This is a genomic window from Pseudomonas sp. R2-37-08W, assembly GCF_003851705.1.
Classification (GTDB): Bacteria; Pseudomonadota; Gammaproteobacteria; order Pseudomonadales; family Pseudomonadaceae; genus Aquipseudomonas.
Genome location: NZ_CP027728.1, coordinates 4,852,332 through 4,879,210, shown reverse-complemented (window position 1 = coordinate 4,879,210; position 26,879 = coordinate 4,852,332). Strand labels below are relative to the sequence as shown.

Below are 26,879 nucleotides of genomic sequence, written 5' to 3'. Positions count from 1 at the left end.
CATGCAAACCGCCGTCCGGCTCATGTTGATCATCAATAAAGTGCGTATAATCCGCCGCCATGACTCGAACCCGATCTCCCCGTTCCCGTAAAAAACCTCCTTCGCGCAGCCTGCGCCCTTGGCTGGGCTGGGCGCTCAAGCTCGGCCTGGTTGGCCTTGTGGCGCTCGCCGGCGTCGCGGTGTATCTCGACGCCGTGGTCCAGGAGAAGTTCTCCGGCAAGCGCTGGACCATCCCGGCCAAGGTGTACGCCCGCCCGCTGGAATTGTTCGCCGGCCAGAAGTTGAGCAAGGAGGACTTCCTCACCGAGCTCGATGCGCTGGGCTATCGCCGCGAACCCGTGAGCAACGGCCCAGGCGCGGCGGCCGTCAGCGGCAATACCGTCGACCTGAACACCCGCGGCTTCCAGTTCTACGAAGGCCTGGAAAAAGCCCAGCCGGTACGCGTGCGTTTTTCCGGCGATTACGTGGCTGAGTTGTCGTCGCTCAACGGCGCCAAGCTGCCAGTGGTACGCCTTGAGCCGCTGATGATCGGCGGTATCTACCCGAAGAATCTTGAAGACCGGATCCTGATCAAGCTCGATCAGGCGCCGCCGTATCTGCTGGAAACCCTGGTAGCAGTAGAAGACCGCGACTTCTACAGCCACTGGGGCGTCTCGCCCAAATCGATTGCCCGCGCGGTGTGGGTCAATACTTCCGGCGGCAAGATGACCCAGGGTGGCAGCACGCTCACCCAGCAGTTGGTGAAGAATTTCTACCTGACCAATGAGCGCAGCCTTACCCGCAAGCTCACCGAAGCCATGATGGCAATGCTGCTGGAGTTGCATTACAGCAAGCAGGAAATCCTCGAGGCGTACCTCAACGAAGTCTTCGTCGGCCAGGATGGTCAGCGCGCGGTGCACGGTTTCGGCCTGGCCAGCCAGTTCTTCTTCGGGCAGCCATTGTCCGAATTGAAGCTGCATCAGGTTGCGTTGCTGGTGGGGATGGTCAAGGGGCCGTCCTATTACAACCCGCGTCGCAACCCTGAGCGTGCGCTCGAGCGCCGCAACCTGGTACTCGATGTATTGGAACAGCAGGGCGTCGCCACGGCCGAACAGGTCGCGGCCGCGAAGAAAATGCCGCTGGGTGTCACCACCCGCGGCAAGCTGGCAGATAGCTCATTCCCCGGCTTTATCGACCTGGTCAAACGCCAACTGCGCGAGGACTATCGCGACGAAGACTTGACCGAGGAAGGCCTGCGAATCTTCACCAGCTTCGACCCCATCCTGCAGATGAAAGCCGAGGCGTCGGTCAATGACACCTTCAAGCGCCTGACAGGCCGCAAAGGCTCCGATGAAGTAGAAGCCGCGATGGTGGTGACCAACCCGGAAACCGGCGAGGTCCAGGCCATGATCGGTAGCCGTCAGGCCAGCTTCGCCGGGTTCAACCGCGCGCTGGATGCCGTGCGCCCGATTGGCTCGCTGGTCAAGCCGGCGGTCTACCTGACCGCCCTGGAAAAACCGAGCAAGTACACACTGACCAGTTGGCTGTCGGATGACCCGCTGTCGATCAAAGGCGCCGATGGCCAGGTGTGGACGCCAAAGAACTTCGACCGCCGCTCCCACGGCACCGTGTTCCTGTATCAGGGGCTGGCGCATTCCTACAACATCTCGACATCGCGCCTTGGGCTGGAAGTCGGTGTGCCGAATGTGCTGAAAACCTTGGCGCGACTGGGTATCGAGCGCGAGTTCCCGGCGTTCCCCTCGATGTTGCTGGGTGCGGCGGCCATGAGCCCGATGGAAGTGGCCACCATGTACCAGACCTTGGCCAACGGTGGCTTCAATACGCCGATGCGCGGTATTCGCAGCGTGCTGACCGCCGAGGGCGAACCGCTCAAGCGCTACCCGTTCCAGATCCAGCAACGTTTCGACGCGGGCTCCATCTACCTGATCCAGAACGCCATGCAGCGCGTGATGCGTGAAGGTACCGGACGCTCGGTCTACAGCGTGCTGCCGTCGAACCTGACGCTGGCGGGCAAGACCGGCACCAGTAACGATTCGCGCGACAGTTGGTTCGCAGGTTTTGGCCAGGACGTATTGGCCGTGGTGTGGCTGGGCCGTGACGACAATGGCAAGACGCCGTTCACCGGTGCGACCGGCGCGCTGCAGGTCTGGACCAGCTTCATGCGCAAGGCAGACCCGTTGCCACTCAACATGCCGCAGCCGGACAATATTGTGCAGGCATGGATTGATCCGCACACCGGCCAGGGTTCCGATGCCAACTGCCCGGGAGCGGTGCAGATGCCGTATATTCGCGGCAGCGAGCCACCCCCCGGTGCCGCATGCGGGGGCAGCGCCCCTGCTGATGCGGACTCGGTGATGGATTGGGTCAAGGGCTGGATGAATTAAGCAAAGAGGGTTTCAAGTGAACAAGTTGTGGATTCCAGCGATTACCGTTCTGGCTTTGCTCGGCGGTTGCTCCAGCGTGCAACACGGCTCGATTCCGGTGGTGGATTCGAGTACCAACGTCTCCAATAATGACCGGATTTCGGCCAATGGCGGGTTTCGTCAAACCGTGACCAACCGCCCGGCACAGGCCAAGCCTCAGGCAATGCCACAGGATTCGGGCGTGGTGGTGATGGTGCCTGGCAGTGGCGCTGCAACCGCGGCCCCGATCAGTGCCGAACCCTGGACACCAGGCCCAGGCACTTCGGCGCCGATCGACTCCACGCCGATCCAGACGGCGCCGGTCAACCAGGGCACTTACACCATGCCATCGACGCCGAGCGGTATTCCTTCGTCGTCCAGTGCCGGCGGCCTGTCGGCTGACGAACAACTGGATGGCCCGGTACTGGCGCTGCTCACCACCGCCCAGCAACAGCAGGCCGGTGGTGATCTCAATGGCGCTTCGTCGAGCCTCGAGCGTGCTCAACGCGTTGCCCCTCGCGAACCACAAGTGTTGTATCGCCTGGCCCAGGTACGCCTGGCCCAGGGTGATGCGCCGCAAGCCGAGCAGTTCGCTCGCCGTGGTTTGACCCTGGCCAACGGTCGCCCCGACCTGCAAGCCAGCCTGTGGGGGTTGATCGGTGACGCGCGTGCCGCCCAAGGCGACGCTGCCGGCGCTGCCCAGGCTCGGGCAAAAGCCAAGGTCAGCCTCTGATGGATGGGCGGTTCCCGGCGATTGCCGAGCAGTTGTTATTGATCGAGCGAGAGTTGCGCGTGCAGGGCTGGTGGGACGCAGTGCCCCCCAGCGCCGAAGCGCTCAGCAGCGTCGAGCCTTTTTCGGTCGACACATTGGATTTTCACCAATGGCTGCAATGGATATTCCTGGTACGCATGAAGCAGATCCTCGAACAGGACCTGCCTCTGCCCAATGCTTCCGGTATTCTGGAAATGGCCGAAATGGTCTACGCCGACCGTCCGCGAGAGAGCCTTGGCTTGCGTAATGCGCTGAAAAAGTTCGACCAACTGATCGCTGACGCTGGTTAATTGCCTGACTGTCGGGATTTCCGGCAGTCTTGCGCATATTTCTACCGCTTGACGACATTCAGGCGAGTTTTATCCCTCCTCAAAGGCCTTTCTCCTACGTTCTCATGCGCTTAGTTGGAAAAAAGCGCAATTATTGCTTGACTTGAAGGGCCTGAAACAGAAGAATCCAAAGTCCGCTGTATCGGGACTGCCAGAAGCAGGCCCGCTCAGCAGATCATGAGGCGCACACCCGCGCCGACCTGTAACACCCGCAACGCGTTACCTCGCGCTGGGTGGGAAAAGCCCGCAACACTTGGGACGATCCCAATACTTGCTCAGTCAGTGCTGACGTAGTCGGCGACCACCGTCGCTCATGCTCTGTTGAGAAGTAAACCTATTAAGACCCGTCGGTTTTCAACGGACGGTATTCTGGCGTTTTAGAGGTGAACAACGTGGAGCTTTTATCTGGCGGTGAGATGCTCGTCCGCTTTTTGCGTGACGAAGGCGTCGACTATATCTACGGGTACCCAGGTGGTGCTCTGCTGCATGTCTACGACGCACTGTTCAAGGAACCGGCTGTTACCCACATCCTGGTTCGCCACGAACAGGCCGCAACCCATATGGCTGACGGTTATGCCCGTGCCACCGGTAAAGCCGGCGTGGTACTGGTAACGTCCGGCCCAGGCGCAACCAATGCCATCACTGGCATCGCGACTGCTTATATGGACTCCATTCCCATGGTGATCATTTCCGGCCAGGTCGCCAGCACCATGGTCGGTACCGACGCGTTCCAGGAAACCGACATGATCGGTATCTCCCGCCCGATCGTGAAACACAGCTTCATGATCAAGCACGCGTCGGAAATTCCGGAAATCATGAAAAAGGCGTTCTACCTCGCACAATCCGGTCGTCCGGGACCTGTCGTGGTGGATATTCCCAAGGACATGACCAACCCGGCCGAGAAATTCGAATACATTTTCCCGAAGAAAGCCAAGCTGCGCTCCTACAGCCCGGCCGTGCGTGGGCACTCGGGACAAATCCGCAAGGCGGCGGAAATGCTTCTCGCGGCCAAGCGCCCGGTGCTGTACTCCGGCGGCGGCGTGATTCTGGGGGGCGGCTCCGCACCGCTCACAGAATTGGCCAAGCTGCTCAACCTGCCGGTGACCAATACCTTGATGGGGCTTGGCGCATTCCCGGGTTCGGACCGTCAATTCGTCGGCATGCTCGGTATGCACGGCAGCTATACCGCCAACCTCGCCATGCACCACGCCGATGTGATTCTGGCGGTCGGCGCACGGTTCGATGACCGCGTGATCAACGGCGCGAGCAAGTTCTGCCCGAATGCCAAGATCATCCATATCGACATCGACCCGGCGTCCATTTCCAAGACCATCAAGGCCGACGTGCCAATCGTGGGCCCGGTGGAAAGCGTGCTGACTGAAATGGTCGCCGCGCTCAAGGACATCGGCGAAACGCCGAACAAGGAATCCGTTGCCAGCTGGTGGAAGCAGATCGACGAATGGCGCGGTGACCGCGGCCTGTTCCCGTACGACAAGGGCGACGGCAGCATCATCAAGCCACAAACCGTGATCGAAACCCTGTGCGAAGTGACCAAGGGCGACGCCTTTGTGACCTCCGACGTGGGCCAGCACCAGATGTTCGCCGCGCAGTACTACAAATTCGACAAGCCTAACCGCTGGATCAACTCCGGTGGCCTGGGCACGATGGGCTTTGGTTTTCCGGCGGCCATGGGCGTAAAGCTGAGCTTTCCGGATGCCGACGTTGCCTGTGTCACCGGTGAAGGCAGCATCCAGATGAATATCCAGGAACTGTCAACGTGCCTGCAGTACGGCCTTCCGGTGAAGATCGTCTGCCTGAACAATGGCGTGCTGGGCATGGTTCGCCAGTGGCAGGACATGAGCTACGGTAGCCGTCACTCCCATTCCTACATGGAATCGTTGCCGGATTTCGTCAAGTTGGTTGAAGCCTACGGCCACGTCGGCATGCGCATCACCGATCTGAAAGATCTGAAGCCGAAGATGGAAGAAGCGTTCGCCATGAAGGACCGTCTGGTGTTCATCGATATCAAGGTGGACACCAGCGAGCACGTCTACCCGATGCAGATCAAAGACGGCTCGATGCGCGACATGTGGCTGAACAAGACGGAGCGTACTTAATCATGCGGCACATTATCTCCCTGCTTCTGGAGAACGAACCCGGCGCTCTGTCTCGTGTTGTCGGCCTGTTTTCGCAACGCAACTACAACATCGAAAGCCTGACCGTGGCCCCGACCGAAGACCCGACCCTGTCGCGCCTGACGTTGACCACCGTGGGCCACGATGAGGTGATCGAGCAGATCACCAAGAACCTCAACAAGCTGATCGAAGTGGTCAAGCTGGTCGACCTGTCGGAAAGTGCCCACATCGAGCGTGAGCTGATGCTGGTCAAGGTCAAGGCCACGGGTGCCCAGCGTGCCGAGATCAAGCGCACTACCGATATTTATCGCGGGCAGATCGTCGATGTGAGCGCCAGCGTTTATACCGTTCAACTGACCGGTACGAGCGACAAGCTGGACAGCTTCATCCAGTCGATCGGGACGGCCTCGATTCTGGAAACCGTACGCAGTGGTGTCACCGGGATTGCCCGTGGCGACAAAGTACTCAGCATCTAACCCAATTAGCGAATGGCCTTACGGCCTGGATATATAGAGGAACCTCATGAAAGTTTATTACGATAAAGATTGTGACCTGTCGATCATCCAGGGCAAGAAAGTCGCCATCATCGGTTACGGCTCCCAGGGCCACGCTCAAGCGTGCAACCTGAAAGATTCCGGCGTTGACGTCACTGTTGGCCTGCGCAAAGGCTCGGCGACCGTTGCCAAGGCTGAAGCCCACGGCCTGAAAGTGACTGACGTGGCTTCCGCCGTGGCAGCTGCCGACCTGGTCATGATCCTGACCCCGGACGAATTCCAATCCGCGCTGTACAAGAACGAAATCGAGCCGAACATCAAGAAGGGCGCCACCCTGGCCTTCTCCCACGGCTTCGCGATCCACTACAACCAGGTTGTGCCGCGCGCTGACCTCGACGTGATCATGATCGCGCCGAAGGCTCCGGGCCACACTGTACGCTCCGAGTTCGTCAAGGGCGGCGGTATCCCCGACCTGATCGCGATCTACCAGGACGCTTCGGGCAACGCCAAGAACGTTGCACTGTCCTACGCTGCCGGTGTCGGCGGTGGTCGTACCGGCATCATCGAAACCACCTTCAAGGACGAGACTGAAACCGACCTGTTCGGCGAACAAGCCGTACTGTGCGGTGGTACCGTTGAGCTGGTGAAAGCCGGTTTCGAAACCCTGGTTGAAGCTGGCTACGCGCCGGAAATGGCCTACTTCGAATGCCTGCACGAACTGAAGCTGATCGTTGACCTCATGTACGAAGGCGGTATCGCCAACATGAACTACTCGATCTCCAACAACGCCGAGTACGGTGAGTACGTCACCGGCCCGGAAGTGATCAACGCCGAGTCCCGTCAGGCAATGCGCAACGCCCTGAAACGTATTCAGGACGGCGAATACGCCAAGATGTTCATCAGCGAAGGCGCGACCGGCTACCCTTCGATGACCGCCAAGCGTCGTAACAACGCCGCCCACGGTATCGAAATCATCGGCGAGCAACTGCGTTCCATGATGCCGTGGATCGGTGCCAACAAGATCGTCGACAAAGCCAAGAACTAAGTCGCACGTATCAAGGGAAAACGCGGCTTCGGCCGCGTTTTTTCGTTTGGGTAAGCGGGTTCTGGTATAAAGCTGCATCGTTTGCGGGCGAACACTCGCCGCAAGTATCTGTCGAATTTTTTTCACACCGTTGCAAGGTAAAGTCCATGAGCGAACGTCCCGAAGAGCCAAGCCAGGCTTCTGACGCCGAAAGCCTGCTGCCAATCGATGAACATGTCGAAGAAGGGCATGACGCGGAAGGCCGCAAGGTCCGGCATCGTGGCATCTATCTGCTGCCCAACCTGTTCACCACGGCGAACCTGTTTGCCGGCTTCTATTCCATCATCAACTCGATGAGTGCCCAGAGCGCATTGGCGGCGGGTGATGCCGTAAGTGCCAGCAAGTACTTCGGTTTTGCTGCCATCGCCATCTTCGTCGCCATGGTGCTTGATGGCCTGGATGGTCGTGTGGCGCGCATGACCAACACCCAAAGCGCCTTCGGTGCCGAGTACGACTCGTTGTCGGACATGGTTGCCTTTGGCGTCGCCCCGGCGTTGCTGGCGTTTGCCTGGGCGCTGGGTGACATGGGTAAGGTCGGCTGGATGGTGGCCTTCATCTATGTGGCGGGTGCGGCGTTGCGTCTGGCGCGCTTCAACACTCAGGTCGGTACTGCCGACAAGCGCTACTTCATTGGCCTGGCCAGCCCGGCTGCTGCGGGCGTAGTGGCGGGTATCGTCTGGGCGTTCAGTGACTACGGCATCCAGGGTTCGAAGATGTCGTTCCTGGTCGCCTTGATGGTTGCGGCGGCCGGCATGCTGATGGTCAGCAACATCAAGTACAACAGCTTCAAGGAGTTCGACCTCAAGGGGCGTGTGCCTTTCGTGGCGATTCTAGTGGTGGTGCTGGTGTTTGCGGTGGTGTTCAGCGACCCGCCGAGAATTCTATTGTTAGCTTTCCTGGTCTACGCCGCTTCCGGGCCGGTGCAGTACCTGCTGCATCTTCGCCGGGACAAAACACTGTCTTAATGTAATTTCCCCCATACTCCGCAGTCTATTGGTGCACCTGTCCTCCAATGCTGCGGAGCTGCCATGTTAATCAAGATCCCCAAAGCGTCCGATTGCCACGAATCGGATGTCACGCCTGAATCGTTCTACCTCTCTCGCCGCAGCTTGCTCGGTGGTGCGCTTGCCGGTATTGCCGCGAGCAGCTCGCCACGTTGGGCCAGTGCCGAAGAGGCGGCACGTTATGCCGATGTCGAGCCGGGCAGGGCGCCTGACTGGTTTACGCAAAAGCTTCCAGGCACCAAGTGGCAGGCTGTGACGGTCAAGGACGAGGCCATCACGCCGTTCAAGGATGCAACCCACTACAACAACTTCTACGAGTTCGGCACAGACAAGGGCGATCCGGCGGCAAATGCGGGTTCGCTCAAGACTGAGCCATGGAGTGTGGTGATTGATGGTGAAGTTGCGAAGCCGGGGCGCTACGCCTTGGAAGACTTCATGAAACCTTACGAATTGGAAGAGCGCATCTACCGGCTGCGTTGCGTCGAAGCGTGGTCGATGGTGATTCCCTGGATCGGCTTTCCTGTTTCCGCCTTGCTCAAGCAGGTTGAGCCTACTTCAAAGGCGAAATTCATCCGCTTCGAAACGCTGCAGGACCCGAAGAGCATGCCGGGTCAGCGTTCCAGTTTCGGCTTGATCGACTGGCCTTATATAGAAGGGCTGCGTCTGGACGAGGCGATGAATCCGTTGGCGATCCTTGCCGTGGGCATGTACGGGCGGGAGTTGCCTAACCAGAACGGGGCGCCCCTGCGTTTGGTCGTGCCTTGGAAGTATGGCTTCAAGAGCGTGAAGTCGATTGTGCGGATCAGTCTTGTCAGCGAGCAACCTAAAACGACCTGGCAGAGTATTGCTGCCGATGAGTACGGGTTTTATGCGAATGTGAACCCTACGGTTGACCATCCGCGCTGGACCCAGGCACGGGAGCGTCGTCTACCGAGCGGCCTTTTCAGCCCGAACGTGCGTGAGACGCAGATGTTCAATGGCTACGCGGATGAGGTCGCTGCTCTCTATACAGGTCTCGACCTGAAGAAGAATTACTGATGCGCTATTCGATCTGGCGCATCGGCGTCTTTATAGCCGCCGCTGTCTGGCCGTTGTTCTGGCTCTATGAAGCCTGGAGTTTTGCCCTGGGGCCCGACCCGGGCAAGGTGCTGGTGGATCGCCTGGGTCTGGGCACCTTGATCCTGTTGCTGATCACGCTCGCGATGACACCGCTGCACAAGCTCAGCGGTTGGGCGGGGTGGATCGCAGTGCGCCGGCAGCTGGGTTTGTGGTGCTTTGCTTATGTGGTGCTGCACTTGGCGGCTTATTGCGTATTTGTCCTTGGGCTAGACTGGTCACAGCTGGGCGTGGAGTTGCGTAAGCGTCCGTACATAATTGTCGGCGCCCTGGGGTTTTTGTCTCTACTGGTTTTGGCTGTGACCTCCAATCGTTACAGTCAGCGTCGGCTGGGCAGTCGCTGGAAGAAATTGCATCGCCTGGTGTACGTGATTCTGGGGCTCGGTTTGCTGCACATGCTGTGGATAGTTCGGGCTGACCTCAAGGAGTGGGTTATCTATGCTTCCATAGGTGCACTGCTTCTGTTGCTGCGCGTACCGCCAGTGATGCGTCGGATCCCGCGTCTTATTACTAAAAAAGCACCGGCAGCAACAAAAGCGTAATTAACCCTTGACGGCAGATTCTGGGCGCCTATAATTCGCCCCACTTCCGGCGCAGCCGAAACGGAAAACTCCTTGGTAAACAATGAGTTAAGTAGTTTTCGGCAGCAGGTTGCTTCAGTCCATCGAAGCCAAAAGGAAGTTGAAAAGAGGTGTTGACAGCAGCGTGTAACGCTGTAGAATTCGCCTCCCGCTTACGAGAGATCGCAAGCGCAAGTGGTTGAAGTTGTTGAAGAATTCTTCGAAAACTTCTGAAAATAACCGCTTGACAGCAAATGAGGCTGCTGTAGAATGCGCGCCTCGGTTGAGACGAATAGCTCTTAACCAACCGCTCTTTAACAACTGAATCAAGCAATTCGTGTGGGTGCTTGTGGAGTCAGACTGATAGTCAACAAGATTATCAGCATCACAAGTTACTCCGCGAGAAATCAAAGATGTAACCAACGATTGCTGAGCCAAGTTTAGGGTTTCTTAAAAACCCAAAGATGTTTGAACTGAAGAGTTTGATCATGGCTCAGATTGAACGCTGGCGGCAGGCCTAACACATGCAAGTCGAGCGGTAGAGAGAAGCTTGCTTCTCTTGAGAGCGGCGGACGGGTGAGTAATGCCTAGGAATCTGCCTGGTAGTGGGGGATAACGTTCGGAAACGGACGCTAATACCGCATACGTCCTACGGGAGAAAGCAGGGGACCTTCGGGCCTTGCGCTATCAGATGAGCCTAGGTCGGATTAGCTAGTTGGTGAGGTAATGGCTCACCAAGGCGACGATCCGTAACTGGTCTGAGAGGATGATCAGTCACACTGGAACTGAGACACGGTCCAGACTCCTACGGGAGGCAGCAGTGGGGAATATTGGACAATGGGCGAAAGCCTGATCCAGCCATGCCGCGTGTGTGAAGAAGGTCTTCGGATTGTAAAGCACTTTAAGTTGGGAGGAAGGGCAGTTACCTAATACGTGATTGTTTTGACGTTACCGACAGAATAAGCACCGGCTAACTCTGTGCCAGCAGCCGCGGTAATACAGAGGGTGCAAGCGTTAATCGGAATTACTGGGCGTAAAGCGCGCGTAGGTGGTTTGTTAAGTTGGATGTGAAATCCCCGGGCTCAACCTGGGAACTGCATTCAAAACTGACTGACTAGAGTGTGGTAGAGGGTGGTGGAATTTCCTGTGTAGCGGTGAAATGCGTAGATATAGGAAGGAACACCAGTGGCGAAGGCGACCACCTGGACCAACACTGACACTGAGGTGCGAAAGCGTGGGGAGCAAACAGGATTAGATACCCTGGTAGTCCACGCCGTAAACGATGTCAACTAGCCGTTGGGAGCCTTGAGCTCTTAGTGGCGCAGCTAACGCATTAAGTTGACCGCCTGGGGAGTACGGCCGCAAGGTTAAAACTCAAATGAATTGACGGGGGCCCGCACAAGCGGTGGAGCATGTGGTTTAATTCGAAGCAACGCGAAGAACCTTACCAGGCCTTGACATCCAATGAACTTTCCAGAGATGGATTGGTGCCTTCGGGAACATTGAGACAGGTGCTGCATGGCTGTCGTCAGCTCGTGTCGTGAGATGTTGGGTTAAGTCCCGTAACGAGCGCAACCCTTGTCCTTAGTTACCAGCACGTTATGGTGGGCACTCTAAGGAGACTGCCGGTGACAAACCGGAGGAAGGTGGGGATGACGTCAAGTCATCATGGCCCTTACGGCCTGGGCTACACACGTGCTACAATGGTCGGTACAGAGGGTTGCCAAGCCGCGAGGTGGAGCTAATCCCAGAAAACCGATCGTAGTCCGGATCGCAGTCTGCAACTCGACTGCGTGAAGTCGGAATCGCTAGTAATCGCGAATCAGAATGTCGCGGTGAATACGTTCCCGGGCCTTGTACACACCGCCCGTCACACCATGGGAGTGGGTTGCACCAGAAGTAGCTAGTCTAACCTTCGGGAGGACGGTTACCACGGTGTGATTCATGACTGGGGTGAAGTCGTAACAAGGTAGCCGTAGGGGAACCTGCGGCTGGATCACCTCCTTAATCGACGACATCAGCTGCTCCATAAGTTCCCACACGAATTGCTTGATTCATTGAAGAAGACGAAAAGAAGCAGCCCGAAATTGGGTCTGTAGCTCAGTTGGTTAGAGCGCACCCCTGATAAGGGTGAGGTCGGCAGTTCGAATCTGCCCAGACCCACCAATTTTGTGTGGGAAACGCCTGTAGAAATACGGGGCCATAGCTCAGCTGGGAGAGCGCCTGCCTTGCACGCAGGAGGTCAACGGTTCGATCCCGTTTGGCTCCACCACTACTGCTTCTGTTTGTAGAAAGCTTAGAAATGAGCATTCCATTGTTGTGATGGTGAATGTTGATTTCTAGTCTTTGACTAGTTCGTTCTTTAAAAATTTGGGTATGTGATAGAAAGATAGACTGAACGTTACTTTCACTGGTAACGGCTCAGGCTAAGGTAAAATTTGTGAGTCGCTCTTAATTGAGTATGATCGAATTTTCGGCGAATGTTGTCTTCACAGTATAACCAGATTGCTTGGGGTTATATGGTCAAGTGAAGAAGCGCATACGGTGGATGCCTTGGCAGTCAGAGGCGATGAAAGACGTGGTAGCCTGCGAAAAGCTTCGGGGAGTCGGCAAACAGACTTTGATCCGGAGATGTCTGAATGGGGGAACCCAGCCATCATAAGATGGTTACCTTACACTGAATACATAGGTGTATGGAGCGAACCAGGGGAACTGAAACATCTAAGTACCCTGAGGAAAAGAAATCAACCGAGATTCCCTTAGTAGTGGCGAGCGAACGGGGACTAGCCCTTAAGTGGCTTTGAGATTAGCGGAACGCTCTGGAAAGTGCGGCCATAGTGGGTGATAGCCCTGTACGCGAAAATCTCTTAGTCATGAAATCGAGTAGGACGGAGCACGAGAAACTTTGTCTGAATATGGGGGGACCATCCTCCAAGGCTAAATACTACTGACTGACCGATAGTGAACTAGTACCGTGAGGGAAAGGCGAAAAGAACCCCGGAGAGGGGAGTGAAATAGATCCTGAAACCGTATGCGTACAAGCAGTGGGAGCCTACTTTGTTAGGTGACTGCGTACCTTTTGTATAATGGGTCAGCGACTTATTTTCAGTGGCGAGCTTAACCGAATAGGGGAGGCGTAGCGAAAGCGAGTCTTAATAGGGCGTCTAGTCGCTGGGAATAGACCCGAAACCGGGCGATCTATCCATGGGCAGGTTGAAGGTTGGGTAACACTAACTGGAGGACCGAACCGACTACCGTTGAAAAGTTAGCGGATGACCTGTGGATCGGAGTGAAAGGCTAATCAAGCTCGGAGATAGCTGGTTCTCCTCGAAAGCTATTTAGGTAGCGCCTCATGTATCACTGTAGGGGGTAGAGCACTGTTTCGGCTAGGGGGTCATCCCGACTTACCAAACCGATGCAAACTCCGAATACCTACAAGTGCCGAGCATGGGAGACACACGGCGGGTGCTAACGTCCGTCGTGAAAAGGGAAACAACCCAGACCGTCAGCTAAGGTCCCAAAGTTATGGTTAAGTGGGAAACGATGTGGGAAGGCTTAGACAGCTAGGAGGTTGGCTTAGAAGCAGCCACCCTTTAAAGAAAGCGTAATAGCTCACTAGTCGAGTCGGCCTGCGCGGAAGATGTAACGGGGCTCAAACCATACACCGAAGCTACGGGTATCACGTAAGTGATGCGGTAGAGGAGCGTTCTGTAAGCCTGTGAAGGTGAGTTGAGAAGCTTGCTGGAGGTATCAGAAGTGCGAATGCTGACATGAGTAACGACAATGGGTGTGAAAAACACCCACGCCGAAAGACCAAGGTTTCCTGCGCAACGTTAATCGACGCAGGGTTAGTCGGTCCCTAAGGCGAGGCTGAAAAGCGTAGTCGATGGAAAACAGGTTAATATTCCTGTACTTCTGGTTATTGCGATGGAGGGACGGAGAAGGCTAGGCCAGCTTGGCGTTGGTTGTCCAAGTTTAAGGTGGTAGGCTGAGATCTTAGGTAAATCCGGGATCTTAAGGCCGAGAGCTGATGACGAGTTGTCTTTTAGACGACGAAGTGGTTGATGCCATGCTTCCAAGAAAAGCTTCTAAGCTTCAGGTAACCAGGAACCGTACCCCAAACCGACACAGGTGGTTGGGTAGAGAATACCAAGGCGCTTGAGAGAACTCGGGTGAAGGAACTAGGCAAAATGGCACCGTAACTTCGGGAGAAGGTGCGCCGGTGAGGGTGAAGGACTTGCTCCGTAAGCTCATGCCGGTCGAAGATACCAGGCCGCTGCGACTGTTTATTAAAAACACAGCACTCTGCAAACACGAAAGTGGACGTATAGGGTGTGACGCCTGCCCGGTGCCGGAAGGTTAATTGATGGGGTTAGCTAACGCGAAGCTCTTGATCGAAGCCCCGGTAAACGGCGGCCGTAACTATAACGGTCCTAAGGTAGCGAAATTCCTTGTCGGGTAAGTTCCGACCTGCACGAATGGCGTAACGATGGCGGCGCTGTCTCCACCCGAGACTCAGTGAAATTGAAATCGCTGTGAAGATGCAGTGTATCCGCGGCTAGACGGAAAGACCCCGTGAACCTTTACTATAGCTTTGCACTGGACTTTGAATTTGCTTGTGTAGGATAGGTGGGAGGCTTTGAAGCGTGGACGCCAGTTCGCGTGGAGCCAACCTTGAAATACCACCCTGGCAACTTTGAGGTTCTAACTCAGGTCCGTTATCCGGATCGAGGACAGTGTATGGTGGGTAGTTTGACTGGGGCGGTCTCCTCCTAAAGAGTAACGGAGGAGTACGAAGGTGCGCTCAGACCGGTCGGAAATCGGTCGTAGAGTATAAAGGCAAAAGCGCGCTTGACTGCGAGACAGACACGTCGAGCAGGTACGAAAGTAGGTCTTAGTGATCCGGTGGTTCTGTATGGAAGGGCCATCGCTCAACGGATAAAAGGTACTCCGGGGATAACAGGCTGATACCGCCCAAGAGTTCATATCGACGGCGGTGTTTGGCACCTCGATGTCGGCTCATCACATCCTGGGGCTGAAGCCGGTCCCAAGGGTATGGCTGTTCGCCATTTAAAGTGGTACGCGAGCTGGGTTTAGAACGTCGTGAGACAGTTCGGTCCCTATCTGCCGTGGACGTTTGAGATTTGAGAGGGGCTGCTCCTAGTACGAGAGGACCGGAGTGGACGAACCTCTGGTGTTCCGGTTGTCACGCCAGTGGCATTGCCGGGTAGCTATGTTCGGAATAGATAACCGCTGAAAGCATCTAAGCGGGAAACTAGCCTCAAGATGAGATCTCACTGGGACCTTGAGTCCCCTGAAGGGCCGTCGAAGACTACGACGTTGATAGGTTGGGTGTGTAAGCGCTGTGAGGCGTTGAGCTAACCAATACTAATTGCCCGTGAGGCTTGACCATATAACACCCAAGCAATTTGCGTCGGCTCTTTAATCCAGAGCAACCAGATTGCGGTGTGTGAAGACGCAATGAACCGAAAGTTCGAGGCTCGCAAAACACCGAAACCTATCGCATACCCAATTTGCTGAAGCGAGGCCACATGGCCACGACTCAGTACCCGAATTTCTTGACGACCATAGAGCATTGGAACCACCTGATCCCATCCCGAACTCAGTAGTGAAACGATGCATCGCCGATGGTAGTGTGGGGTTTCCCCATGTGAGAGTAGGTCATCGTCAAGATTAAATTCCGAAACCCCATTTGCGAAAGCAGGTGGGGTTTTGTTTTGGGCGGTCGAAAAGTGCCAAGACGCTCATTGCAGTGGCCTTCAGTGCTAAAGTCCACGCCTCGATTCTTGCTTTCCCAAGGAAACCGTTATGCCGGGTGCGACGTCCCTCAGCGCTGGATTCATGGTGGTCCACGGTAACCGCCTGGACGAGTTGCGCAGCCTGGTAGTCAGTTGGATGCGTCGTTATCCCCTGGCGCCTTTGGAAAACGAAATCGCTCTGGTCCAAAGCAACGGCATCGCCCAATGGCTCAAGCTTGCCCTGGCCGAAGATCCGCAGGAAGACGATATGGGCGGCTGTGGCATTGCAGCGGCAATCGATGTGCAACTGCCTGGCAGCTTCATGTGGCAGCTCTATCGCATGGTCCTGGGTCGTGACGAAATTCCCCCTAAGTCTTTGCTTGATAAGGCACCGCTGACGTGGCGACTCATGCGCCTGCTGCCGCAGCTTATCGACCAGCCCCATTTCGAGCCGCTGCAACGCTTCCTGACCCACGACACCGACCTGCGCAAGCGCTACCAGCTCGCCGAGCGCCTGGCCGACCTGTTCGACCAATACCAGGTGTATCGCGCCGATTGGCTGGAAGACTGGGCCGCAGGGCGGCATCAGTTACGCAATGGACGCGGTGAATCCAAACCCCTTAACACTGCGAACTGTTGGCAGGCTGAGTTATGGCGCGCGTTGCTGCTCGACGTAGGCGCGCAGGGCATGGCCGAGAGTCGTGCCGGCGTTCACCAGCGTTTTATCGAGCGCATCAACACGCTCGAGCAAGCGCCTCCTGGCCTGCCTTCCCGCGTGATCGTCTTCGGCATTTCATCACTGCCCGCCCAAGCGCTTGAAGCCCTGGCGGGCCTGGCCCGTTTCAGCCAAGTGCTGCTGTGCGTGCACAACCCTTGCCGCCATCATTGGTCAGACATCGTGGCCGACAAGGACCTGCTGCGTAACGAATACAAGCGCCAAGCGCGCAAAGCGGGCATGCCAGTCACCATCGACCCACAAACCCTGCACCAACATGCCCATCCGCTGCTCGCCGCCTGGGGCAAGCAGGGCCGTGACTACATCAGCCTGTTGGACAGTTATGACGACCCCAACAGCTACCGCGCCGCCTTCCGTGATGGGCGTATTGACCTGTTCAGCGACAGCCAAGCCACCACGCTGCTCAACCAGCTGCAGGACGATATCCTCGAACTGCGCCCACTCGACGAAACCCGTGAACGCTGGCCAGCAGTCGACCTGAAGCGCGACGCATCCATTCGCTTTCACATTGCCCACAGCGCCCAACGCGAAGTGGAAATTCTCCACGACCAATTGCTTCAACGCTTCAGCGCCGATCCCACTTTGCGCCCTCGCGACATCATCGTCATGGTCCCCGATGTCGACAGCTATGCGCCGCACATTCGCGCGGTTTTCGGCCAACTGGAAAGAAACGACCCACGCTTCATTCCGTTCACCCTGACAGACCAAGGCCAACGCGGTCGTGACCCGCTGCTGATTGCCGCCGAGCACCTGCTCAAGCTCCCCGACAGCCGCTTCCCCGTCAGCGAGATTCTCGACCTGTTGGATGTTCCCGCCCTGCGCGAACGTTTCGCCATCAATGAACGCGACCTGCCGACGCTGCACCGCTGGATTGAAGGCGCGGGTATCCGCTGGGGTCTCAACGCCGAGCAGCGTGCCGGCCTGGGGCTGCCCGAGGCGCTGGAGCAGAACAGTTGGCGATTCGGCCTGCGGCGGATGCTGCTGGGTTACGCCGTTGGCACCGGTGTCGCGTGCGATGGCATCGAGCCCTACGACGAGATCGGTGGGCTCGATGCGGCGCTGATCGGCCCACTGGTCGCCTTGCTCGACGCATTAAACGACGCCCATCAAGCGCTGTCACAACCAGCACCTCCCCACGAATGGGGCGAGCGTCTGCAACGCTTGATGCAGCAGTTTTTCCTGCCCAGCAGCGAGCACGATGACTACCTGTTGGGCCAACTCGAACAATTGAGAGAGACTTGGCTGGAAACCTGCGAGTCCGTCGGCCTGCAGGACGAATTACCGCTCACTGTAGTTCGCGAGGCGTGGTTAGCCGGGCTTGACCAAGGCCGCCTGTCCCAGCGCTTCCTCGCAGGCGCGGTCAATTTTTGTACCCTGATGCCCATGCGCGCGATCCCGTTCAAGCTGGTCTGCCTGCTCGGCATGAACGACGGCGACTACCCGCGTGCCCAACCCCCGCTGGACTTTGACCTGATGGGCAGCGACTACCGTCCCGGCGATCGTTCCCGCCGTGAAGACGACCGCTACCTGCTGCTCGAAGCCCTGCTTTCCGCACGCGACCAGCTCTATATCAGCTGGGTCGGCCGCAGCATCCGCGACAACAGTGAGCGCCCAGCCTCGGTGCTGATCGGCCAACTGCGCGACCATCTCGCCAGCGGCTGGCATAACGCCGATAGCCAAGAACCCCTGATCGAAGCGATGACCCAGGAACACCCGCTCCAACCGTTCAGCGCCCGCTACTTCCATGAAGGCGACCCGCTGTTCAGTTACGCCCGCGAATGGCAGCTGCTGCACGAAGCGCCGGCCGCAATGGCCCACGACCACGCGCTGGCACCGCACCATCAGGAAGAGCCCCTGAGCCTAGGCCAGTTGCAGGATTTCCTGCGCAATCCGGTAAAGCATTTCTTCAGCCAACGCCTGAAAGTGTTCTTCGAAGCTGCCGAAGTACCGCTGGCCGACGAAGAACCCTTCGTCCTCGACGCACTGCAACGCTACAGCCTCAGCGACAGTCTGCTGAACGCCGCACTGGCCCGGCCCGACCAGCTTGATCAGGCCCTTAACGCCCAAGCCTTGCGCTTGCAAGGCAGTGGCCTGCTGCCTATGGTCGGTTTCGGCGAATGCCTGCGCAACGAGCTGATCGAGCCGTTGCCGGACCTGTTGCAGCGCTATCAACAACTCCTGGCGCTCTGGCCAACCCCGCACGCTGGCGCGGAACCGATCAGTTTCGAGTACCAGGGCATCCAGCTCGAAGGCTGGATCAGCGGCCTGCATCGACGCAGTGATGGCGGATTGTTAAGCGTGACCACCATTCCCAACAGCATCGGTTCGATCAAGACGCGCAAGTGGCACCGGCTGATTCGCCCCTGGGTCAATCACGTGGTCGCCTGTGCGTGTGGCGTGCCGTTGAGCACCGGGCTGGTGGCCAGTGACGACACCTTGCTCCTGGCCCCACTGGACACCGCCACCGCGCAGCACATCCTCGCCGACCTGCTGCTCGCCTGGCACACCGGCATGAGCAAACCGCTGCCCGTCGCGGTAAAAACCGCCTTTGCCTGGCTCGGCCAGACCGACCCCGCCAAGGCCCACGCCGCTGCCAGCAAAGCCTACGAGGGCGACGGCATCACCACCGACGGTGAGCGCCGTGAAACGCCCGCGCTCACTCGTCAGTTCCCCGACTACGCCACGCTGGTGGCCAGCGAAGAATTCGAAGGTTGGTGTGAAACCCTGTATCGCCCCCTGATCAGCGCCCCCTGGCGTTCACTCTCCAGCGCGGAGGCCGGCGCATGAGTAACAAGCCCTTGGCCCTGGCCTTCCCGCTCAAAGGCAGCCAACTGATCGAAGCCAGCGCCGGCACCGGCAAAACTTTCACGATTTCGGCCTTGTACCTGCGCCTGGTCCTCGGCAACGGTGGTGATGAGTCCGGCTTCGGCCGCGAACTGCTGCCGCCGCAGATTCTGGTGGTGACCTTCACCGACGCCGCCACCAAGGAGTTGCGTGAACGTATCCGTATCCGCCTGGCCGAAGCGGCGCGGTTCTTCCGTGGCGAAATCGAGCCGCCTGACGCCTTGATCGCCGACCTGCGTAATCAATACCCTGAGGAGCAGTGGCCCGCCTGCGCAAATCGGTTGGACATCGCTGCGCAATGGATGGACGAAGCGGCCGTCTCGACGATCCACAGTTGGTGCCAGCGTATGCTGCGCGAGCACGCCTTCGACAGCGGCAGCCTTTTTACCCAGACCCTGGAAACCGATCACAGCGACCTGCTCGGTGAAGTGCTGCGCGACTACTGGCGCTTGTTCTGCTACCCGATGCACGACGACGCACTAAACTGGGTGCGCAACAACTGGGGCGGCCCGGCCGCGTTGATGCCACGGGTGCGCGCGCTGTTCGGCAGTGAGCGGCCCGCCGAGGACAGCCGCGAGCCGGCGGACATGATCACCGCCTGCCTGCAGGAGCGCCGGGAGGCGTTGACCCGCATCAAGGCGCCTTGGCTGCAATGGGCCGCCGAGCTGCGCGAGCTGTGCCTGCAAGCCGTTGCTGCCAAGGCGGTCGATGGGCGCAAAATGCAGGCGCGTTACTTCGAGCCTTGGTTCGAAAAAATCAGCGCCTGGGCCGCCGACGAAACCCTGGAACAACTGGATATCGGCACCGGCTTTATCCGGCTGACCCCCGACGGCATGGCCGAAGCCTGGAAAGGCGAGCCGCCACGGCATCCCGGCATCGACGCCATGGCCGGCCTTAAAGCCGCCCTTGACGCACTGCCCACCCCGGACGCCGCTGTGTTGCAACACGCCGCCGCCTGGGTGGGCAAGCGCTTCGAAGAAGAGAAGCGGCGCCGCGCCGAAATGGGCTTCGACGACATGCTGATCCGCCTCAACGCCGCGCTCCAGGCCGACGGTGGCGAGCGCCTCGCCAGTGTGATCCGCGAGCAATTCCCGGTGGCCTTGATCGATGAATTCCAAGACACCGACCCCGTGCAATACAGCATCTTCGACAGCATTTACCGCATCGAAGAAAACCACCTGGACAGCGGCCTGTTCCTGATCGGCGACCCCAAGCAGGCGATCTACGCCTTCCGCGGCGCGGATATCTACACCTACCTGCGCGCCCGGCAGTCCACCACCGGGCGCCACCACACCCTGGGCACCAACTTCCGCTCCAGCCATGCGATGGTCGAGGCGGTGAACCATGTGTTCCAGCGTGCAGAAACCGGCCGGGGCGCCTTCCTGTTTCGTGAGCCCGACGGCCATAACCCGGTGCCGTTTCACCCGGTGCTGTCCCAGGGCCGCAAGGAACAGCTGCAGGTCGACGGCCAAACGCTGCCGGCGATGAACCTTTGGCACCTGCCCACCGACCAGCCGATTTCCAATGTGCTGTATCGCCAGCAACTGGCCGCCGCCTGCGCCACGCAAATCGTCGCGTTGCTCAATGGCGGGCAGCAAGGCAGCGCGGGTTTTGTCAAAGACAACACCTTCAACGGCGTGCTGCCGTCAGACATCGCCATCCTCGTGCGGGACGGCAAGGAAGCCCAGGCCGTGCGCGCTGAGTTGGCGGCGCGGGGCGTGCGCAGTGTGTACCTGTCGGATAAAGATTCGGTCTTCGCCGCCCAGGAAGCCCACGATTTGCTGGCGTGGCTCAAGGCCTGCGCCGAACCGGACGTCGAGCGCCCGCTGCGCGCGGCCCTGGCCTGTGTCACCTTGAACCTGTCATTGGCGGAACTGGAGCGTCTGAACCAGGACGAACTGGCGTGGGAAAGCCGCGTGATGCAGTTCCGTGGCTACCGTTCGATCTGGCGCACCCAAGGCGTGCTGCCGATGCTGCGCCGCCTGCTGCATGACTTCAAGCTGCCGCAAACCCTTATCGCCCGCAGCGATGGCGAGCGCGTGCTGACCAACTTGTTGCACCTCAGCGAACTGCTGCAGCAGGCGGCGTCGGAGCTGGACGGCGAGCAAGCATTGATTCGCCATCTAGCCGAGCACCTGGCGCTGTCGGGTCAGGCCGGTGAAGAGCAGATCCTGCGCCTGGAAAGCGATGAGCAACTGGTCAAGGTGGTGACGATCCACAAATCCAAGGGCCTGGAATACGACCTGGTGTTCCTGCCTTTCATCTGTTCGGCCAAACCGGTGGACGGCACGCGCTTGCCGCTGCATTACCACGACGAGCAGGGCAAATCCCACGTCAGCCTGCGGCCCACCGCAGAGCTGATCGCCCAGGCCGACGATGAGCGCCTGGCCGAAGACCTGCGCTTGTTATATGTCGCCCTGACCCGCGCCAAACACGCCTGCTGGCTGGGCATCGCCGACCTCAAGCGCGGCAACAGCAGCAGCTCCGTGCTGCACCTTTCGGCGCTGGGCTATTTGCTCGGCGCCGGTGCGCCGCTGGGGGCGTCCGCCGACTTGGCGCGCTGGTTGATGGCGCTGCAGGAAGGCTGCCCGACCATCAGCTATGCCCATGTGCCGCAAGCCCAAGACACTGTGTTTCATCCACCGCGCAACGAAGCCACCTTGCTGGCCCCGCTGCTGCCTAAACGCAAGGCCGCAGAAAACTGGTGGATTGCCTCCTACAGCGCCTTGCGCATTGGCGACAGCATGAGCGCCGCGAATCTCGAAGCGCCTGAAAGCCCACAGGCCCAGAAACTCTTCGATGACGAACGTCTTGATCCCGATGCACCACGGGAAGTGGCGGCGTCCGGCGGCGATATTCATCGTTTCCCACGCGGTCCCAATCCAGGCACCTTCCTTCACGGCTTGTTGGAATGGGCCGGTGAAGAAGGCTTCACCCTGAGCCCCGAGGCCATCGAAAAGGCCGTCGGCGCGCGCTGTAACCGCCGTCATTGGGAGGGCTGGATCATCACCCTCAGCGCCTGGCTTGGCCACGTGTTGCAAACGCCGCTGCCTGTGTACGACGACCGCGTCAGCCTCAGCGGCCTGCAGCAGTACCAGATCGAAATGGAGTTCTGGTTCGCCAGCCATAAAGTCGACGTGCTCGCCCTCGACAAGCTGGTGTGCCAGTACACCCACCACGGCGTCTCCCGCGTGGCGGCCGAACCGGTGTTGCTCAACGGCATGTTCAAGGGCTTTATCGACCTGACCTTCGAGCACGACGGTCGTTATTACGTGGCTGACTACAAATCCAACTGGCTCGGCCCTGACGATTCGGCCTACACCCTGGAAGCCATGGAACAGTCGATCCTTGAGCACCGGTACGACCTGCAATACGTACTTTACCTGCTGGCCCTGCATCGCCAACTCAAGGCGCGTCTGCCCGATTACGACTACGAACGCCACATCGGCGGCGCCCTGTACCTGTTCCTGCGCGGTACGCAATCGGTGAGCCAGGGCGCGTATTTCACCCGGCCACCGCGAGAACTGATCGAAGGGCTGGACCTGTTGTTCCAAGGCAAGCCGATCCCGCCCAAAGCCGAGCCCGCCTGGGAACAAGGAGTGCTGCTATGAGCCTGTCGCCGTTACTGCCGCAAGAGCTGACACCTCTCAGCCGCGCCGCCGACCTGGTGCAATTGCTCGAGCGTTGGGTCGAGCGTGGTTGGCTGCGGGCCCTGGACAAAGCCTTCGTCGGCTTCCTGCATGAACTTGACCCAGAAGCCGATCCCTTGGTGTTGCTGGCGGCGGCGTTGACCAGCCACCAATTGGGTCACGGCCATGTGTGCCTCGACCTGTTCGAAACCCTCAAGGCGCCGGACTTTGCCTTGTCGCTGCCGCCCGAAGGCGACCTGCAAACCGGCGCGATGCTGTTGCCGTCGCAATTGCTCGAGGGTTTGGACGGCGCCCACTGGTGTCATGCCCTGGCCGCCAGCCCCTTGGTCGCGCTGGCCGTCGATGGCAGTGAGTCGGCCAGAAGCCGTCCGTTGGTACTGTCCGGAAAGCGCCTCTATCTGCGCCGCTATTGGGCGTATGAACGGCGCATCGACAGCGCCTTGCGCCTGCGGCTGGCCAGCCACGAAAGCGTCGCCACCGATTTGCCGCAGCGGCTCAATGGTTTGTTCGATCAACCGGCGCCCGATGGCGTGATCGACTGGCAGAAACTGGCCTGTGCCCTGGCCACCCGTGGCGCGTTCAGCATCGTCACGGGCGGCCCCGGCACCGGCAAGACCACCACCGTGGTGCGCCTGCTCGCGCTGTTGCAGGCGCCGGCCGTGGAAAGCGGCAATCCCTTGCGTATCCGCCTGGCCGCGCCCACCGGTAAAGCCGCTGCCCGTCTCACCGAGTCCATCAGCCAGCAAGTGCTGTCGCTGAAAGTGCCCGACACCGTGCGTGAAAAAATCCCGACCCAGGTCACCACGGTTCACCGCTTGCTGGGCAGTCGCCCGGGTACTCGGCATTTTCGTCATCACGTCGGCAACCCATTGCCGCTGGATGTGCTGGTGGTGGACGAAGCGTCGATGATCGACCTGGAAATGATGGCCAACCTGCTCGACGCCTTGCCACCCCATGCTCGCCTGGTGCTGCTGGGTGACAAGGACCAGCTCGCTTCGGTAGAGGCGGGCGCGGTGCTCGGCGATTTGTGCCGCGATGCCGAGGCCGGTTGGTACAGCCCGGCCACTCGCCAATGGCTGCAAGCGGTCAGCGCGGAAAACCTCGCCGACAGCGGCTTGCAGGAGGACCTCGACGGCAGTCATCCCCTGGCCCAGCAGGTGGTGATGCTGCGCTACTCGCGGCGTTTCGGCGAGGGCAGCGGCATCGGCCAGCTGGCCCGTTGGGTGAACCAGCAGAACGCCGAGCAAGCGCGCAAGCTGCTGGCCGCGCGCAGTCATGACGACCTGTTCTGCCTCAGCCTCAAGGGCGAGCACGATCATGCGCTTGAGCGCCTGGTGCTGGACGGGCAGGGCGCAGGCGCCCAAGGCTATCGCTATTACCTGAACCTGCTGCAGTCGGCGCGTCCTGCTCTGGCGACCCCGCGTGACAATCACGCCTGGACCCATTGGGCGCAACAACTGCTGCAAGCCTTCGACGCGTTCCAGCTGCTCTGCGCCGTGCGCAAAGGCCCGTGGGGCGTCGAAGGGTTGAACCTGCGCATCACCGCCGCCTTGCGCAAGGTGCGGCTGATCGAAGGCGACGAGCAGTGGTATGAAGGCCGCCCGGTGTTGATGACCCGTAACGATTACGGCCTGGGCCTGATGAACGGTGATATCGGCATCGCCTTGAAATTGCCCGAAAGTGACGGCGGGCCGCAGGTGCTGCGCGTGGCATTCCCGCGAAATGACGGCCAGGGCGGCGTGCGCTTCGTGCTGCCCAGCCGGCTCAACGACGTGGAAACCGTGTATGCCATGACCGTGCACAAATCCCAGGGGTCAGAGTTCACTCACACCGCGCTGATCCTGCCGGACGCGCTGAACCCGGTGCTGACCAAAGAACTCATCTACACCGGTATTACGCGTGCCAAGCGCTGGTTCAGCCTGATCGAGCCCCGTGCCGGAGTCTTTGAGGAAGCCGTACGGCGCAGGGTCAAACGCTTGAGCGGGCTGATGCTGGAGTTGGACGTCACCCCCGCAGAAGCTGACTGAGTGGTCATGTAAGATTTCTGATTCAGATGACTGATTTTTCTGAAAAAATACTCAGCCCCGCGAAAACCCTGCGTCGTGGGATTTTCCGCCGCTGTGCTATCGTTGCGGCATCACCTTGAAATTTCTTGAGAGAATTGCTGCATGAACGTGGCTGTCTCGCTCACCGAGCGTAGTTTGAGCTGGAGACGCCTGCTGCGGGTGGCGGTGCTATGCCTGCTCGCCCCGCAGGCATGGGCTCAAACGTCCAGCCTGGCTGAACAGCGCGCCCAGGCGGTGACCCAGGTCGTGCTCGGTATCCTCAGTTACGCCCGTTGGCCGGTGGAGCCTGCGCAACTGCGCTTGTGCATCGTCGGGCCGACCCAATACACCGACGACCTGATCAAAGGCACCACCCAGGCGACCGGCCGTCCGGTGACGGTGCGCCGCCTGCTGGCGAGCCATCCCGATATTGTCAGTGCCTGCGACGCCGTTTACATCGGCAAACTCAGCGCTGACGAACGCAGCGCATTGTTTACCTCATTGATAGGCCATCCGGTGCTCAGCATCAGCGAAGGCGGTGACCAATGCACCGTGGGTAGCCTGTTCTGCCTGCGGGTGAGCGATGCGCAAGTGTCGTTCGAGGTGAACCTGGACTCCGTCGCCCGCAGCGGCGTACGCATTCATCCCAGCGTGCTGCAACTGTCGCGCCGTCGAGCGCCGGCGCCATGAAGCCTGCTAAGGCGCGGCCGACCCTGGGTTCGGTCATCGGCCGGGGGCACCTGATTCTGGCCCTGGTGGCGGTGACCCTGGCCAGTGTATCCCTGACCCTGCTCGGCGTGCTGGCGCTGCGGGTGTACGCCGAACATAACCTGCACTTGATCGCGCGCTCGATCAATTACACCGTGGAAGCGGCGGTGGTGTTCGACGACAGTGCGGCAGCCACCGAAGCCCTCAGCCTGATTGCCCAAGCCGAAGAAGTGGCCCAGGCCGAAGTCTTCGATGCAAATGGCAAGCTACTGGCGCAGTGGGTCCGGCCGAACACCGGCATGTTGTCACGGGTTGAGCTTGAGCTGGCGCATGCCTTGCTCGAACAGCCCATCAGCCAACCGATCCTCCATCAAGGGCAAACGGTCGGCAGCATCCACCTGACCGGGCATGGCGGTAGCCTGCTGCGCTTCCTGCTCAGCGGCTTGGCGGGCATTGTGATCTGCACCGCGCTCAGCGCCTGGGTCGCGTTGCACTTGGCGCGGCGCCTGTTGAACGGTATCACCGGGCCGCTGCGAAGCCTCGCCGCCGTGGCCCACGCTGCGCGCAGCGAACGTGACTTCGACCGCCGCGTGCCGCCCGCGCAGATCGCTGAACTCGACAGTCTGGGCAGCGACTTCAACGCCCTGCTTGGCGAGATGGAAGCCTGGCAGAACCACCTGCAAAGCGAAAACGAAACCCTTGCCCACCAGGCCAGCCACGACAGCCTCACCGGCCTGCCCAACCGTGCGTTCTTCGAAGGTCGGTTGATTCGTGCCTTGCGCAGCGCCGCCAAGACCAATGAGCGGGTGGCGGTGCTGTTTCTCGACAGCGATCGTTTCAAAGACATCAACGATAACTTCGGCCACGCCGCCGGCGATGCGGTGCTGATGGCCGTTGCCGAGCGCGTGCGTGCACAACTGCGCGAAGACGACTTGGTGGCCCGGCTGGGCGGCGATGAGTTCGCCGTGCTGCTCGCGCCGCTGCACAAAGCCGAAGATGCACAGCGCATCGCCGACAAGATCATTGCCAGCATGGACGCGCCGATCCCACTGCCCGGCAACACTCAGGTGGTGACCTCCCTCAGTATCGGCATCGCCATTTATCCCGAGCATGGCGCCACGCCCGGCACCCTGCTCAATGCCGCCGATGCGGCAATGTACCAGGCCAAGCGGCTGTCGTCGGGCGGCCAGCAAACGGCGGAATCGGAGCATTCCGTCGTCAATGTCCAACACAGGAGCTAA

At 59.3% G+C, this 26,879-nt stretch carries 14 protein-coding genes, 2 tRNA genes and 3 rRNA genes; all 19 read left to right on the top strand.

The annotated features are described in order from the left end of the window. Positions 1–59 precede the first annotated feature (59 nt). Positions 60–2,384, top strand: a complete 2,325-nt coding sequence (gene mrcB / locus C4J93_RS22525; protein ID WP_124364413.1) for a penicillin-binding protein 1B — start codon at positions 60–62, stop codon at positions 2,382–2,384. A 16-nt stretch (positions 2,385–2,400) separates the two neighbouring features. Then, positions 2,401–3,135, top strand: a complete 735-nt coding sequence (locus C4J93_RS22520) for a M48 family metallopeptidase (protein WP_124430508.1) — start codon at positions 2,401–2,403, stop codon at positions 3,133–3,135. After that, entirely contained in the window at positions 3,135–3,464 is a 330-nt protein-coding gene (locus tag C4J93_RS22515) for a YqcC family protein (protein ID WP_124371875.1), read from the top strand. Before C4J93_RS22520 ends, C4J93_RS22515 begins: the two co-directional genes overlap by 1 nt. A gap of 431 nt (positions 3,465–3,895) precedes the next feature. Continuing rightward, entirely contained in the window at positions 3,896–5,620 is a 1,725-nt protein-coding gene (locus C4J93_RS22510) for an acetolactate synthase 3 large subunit (RefSeq protein ID WP_124430507.1), read from the top strand. 2 nt (positions 5,621–5,622) lie between these two features. Continuing rightward, a complete protein-coding gene (ilvN, locus tag C4J93_RS22505) occupies positions 5,623–6,114 on the top strand; it encodes an acetolactate synthase small subunit (RefSeq protein ID WP_003176102.1) in 492 nt (163 codons plus the stop codon). 46 nt (positions 6,115–6,160) lie between these two features. Beyond that, positions 6,161–7,177, top strand: coding sequence for a ketol-acid reductoisomerase (gene ilvC / locus C4J93_RS22500; protein WP_003212125.1), 1,017 nt, complete (start codon positions 6,161–6,163; stop codon positions 7,175–7,177). Positions 7,178–7,323: 146 nt separating this feature from the next. Further along, positions 7,324–8,181: a CDP-diacylglycerol--serine O-phosphatidyltransferase gene (gene pssA / locus C4J93_RS22495; protein WP_124405292.1), complete on the top strand. Its 858-nt coding sequence runs from the start codon at positions 7,324–7,326 to the stop codon at positions 8,179–8,181. Positions 8,182–8,244: 63 nt separating this feature from the next. Further along, positions 8,245–9,258, top strand: coding sequence for a protein-methionine-sulfoxide reductase catalytic subunit MsrP (msrP, locus tag C4J93_RS22490; RefSeq protein WP_124430506.1), 1,014 nt, complete (start codon positions 8,245–8,247; stop codon positions 9,256–9,258). Then, positions 9,258–9,878 carry a protein-methionine-sulfoxide reductase heme-binding subunit MsrQ gene (msrQ, locus tag C4J93_RS22485; RefSeq protein ID WP_124430505.1) on the top strand — a complete coding sequence of 207 codons (621 nt, stop codon included), beginning with the start codon at positions 9,258–9,260 and terminating at the stop codon, positions 9,876–9,878. Before msrP ends, msrQ begins: the two co-directional genes overlap by 1 nt. Positions 9,879–10,366: 488 nt before the next feature. Beyond that, positions 10,367–11,903 (top strand): 16S ribosomal RNA (locus tag C4J93_RS22475). Positions 11,904–11,985: 82 nt separating this feature from the next. Beyond that, a tRNA-Ile gene (locus C4J93_RS22470) sits at positions 11,986–12,062 on the top strand. A 30-nt stretch (positions 12,063–12,092) separates the two neighbouring features. Beyond that, a tRNA-Ala gene (locus C4J93_RS22465) sits at positions 12,093–12,168 on the top strand. 249 nt (positions 12,169–12,417) lie between these two features. Then, positions 12,418–15,309, top strand: a 23S ribosomal RNA gene (locus C4J93_RS22460). A 165-nt stretch (positions 15,310–15,474) separates the two neighbouring features. After that, positions 15,475–15,590: ribosomal RNA gene (gene rrf / locus C4J93_RS22455) — 5S ribosomal RNA — on the top strand. Together the 16S, 23S and 5S rRNA genes with 2 tRNA genes alongside form the textbook arrangement of a ribosomal RNA operon. A gap of 135 nt (positions 15,591–15,725) precedes the next feature. Next, entirely contained in the window at positions 15,726–19,178 is a 3,453-nt protein-coding gene (gene recC / locus C4J93_RS22450; protein ID WP_124430504.1) for an exodeoxyribonuclease V subunit gamma, read from the top strand. Next, a complete protein-coding gene (recB, locus tag C4J93_RS22445) occupies positions 19,175–22,846 on the top strand; it encodes an exodeoxyribonuclease V subunit beta (protein ID WP_124430503.1) in 3,672 nt (1,223 codons plus the stop codon). Before recC ends, recB begins: the two co-directional genes overlap by 4 nt. Continuing rightward, complete coding sequence (gene recD, locus C4J93_RS22440; protein WP_124430502.1) at positions 22,843–24,912, top strand: exodeoxyribonuclease V subunit alpha; 2,070 nt, start codon at positions 22,843–22,845, stop codon at positions 24,910–24,912. The genes recB and recD overlap by 4 nt, the downstream gene beginning before the upstream one ends. Positions 24,913–25,053: 141 nt before the next feature. Beyond that, positions 25,054–25,620 carry a YfiR family protein gene (locus C4J93_RS22435; protein WP_124364403.1) on the top strand — a complete coding sequence of 189 codons (567 nt, stop codon included), beginning with the start codon at positions 25,054–25,056 and terminating at the stop codon, positions 25,618–25,620. Beyond that, a complete protein-coding gene (locus C4J93_RS22430; RefSeq protein WP_124430501.1) occupies positions 25,617–26,879 on the top strand; it encodes a diguanylate cyclase domain-containing protein in 1,263 nt (420 codons plus the stop codon). The genes C4J93_RS22435 and C4J93_RS22430 overlap by 4 nt, the downstream gene beginning before the upstream one ends.

Coding starts and splice junctions, on each gene's coding strand:
- C4J93_RS22515 (WP_124371875.1), top strand. CDS start 3,135: ATGGATGGGCGGTTCCCGGCGATTGCCGAGCAGTTGTTATTGATCGAG.
- C4J93_RS22430 (WP_124430501.1), top strand. CDS start 25,617: ATGAAGCCTGCTAAGGCGCGGCCGACCCTGGGTTCGGTCATCGGCCGG.
- recB (WP_124430503.1), top strand. CDS start 19,175: ATGAGTAACAAGCCCTTGGCCCTGGCCTTCCCGCTCAAAGGCAGCCAA.
- recC (WP_124430504.1), top strand. CDS start 15,726: ATGCCGGGTGCGACGTCCCTCAGCGCTGGATTCATGGTGGTCCACGGT.
- mrcB (WP_124364413.1), top strand. CDS start 60: ATGACTCGAACCCGATCTCCCCGTTCCCGTAAAAAACCTCCTTCGCGC.
- ilvN (WP_003176102.1), top strand. CDS start 5,623: ATGCGGCACATTATCTCCCTGCTTCTGGAGAACGAACCCGGCGCTCTG.
- ilvC (WP_003212125.1), top strand. CDS start 6,161: ATGAAAGTTTATTACGATAAAGATTGTGACCTGTCGATCATCCAGGGC.
- pssA (WP_124405292.1), top strand. CDS start 7,324: ATGAGCGAACGTCCCGAAGAGCCAAGCCAGGCTTCTGACGCCGAAAGC.
- C4J93_RS22435 (WP_124364403.1), top strand. CDS start 25,054: ATGAACGTGGCTGTCTCGCTCACCGAGCGTAGTTTGAGCTGGAGACGC.
- msrQ (WP_124430505.1), top strand. CDS start 9,258: ATGCGCTATTCGATCTGGCGCATCGGCGTCTTTATAGCCGCCGCTGTC.
- recD (WP_124430502.1), top strand. CDS start 22,843: ATGAGCCTGTCGCCGTTACTGCCGCAAGAGCTGACACCTCTCAGCCGC.
- msrP (WP_124430506.1), top strand. CDS start 8,245: ATGTTAATCAAGATCCCCAAAGCGTCCGATTGCCACGAATCGGATGTC.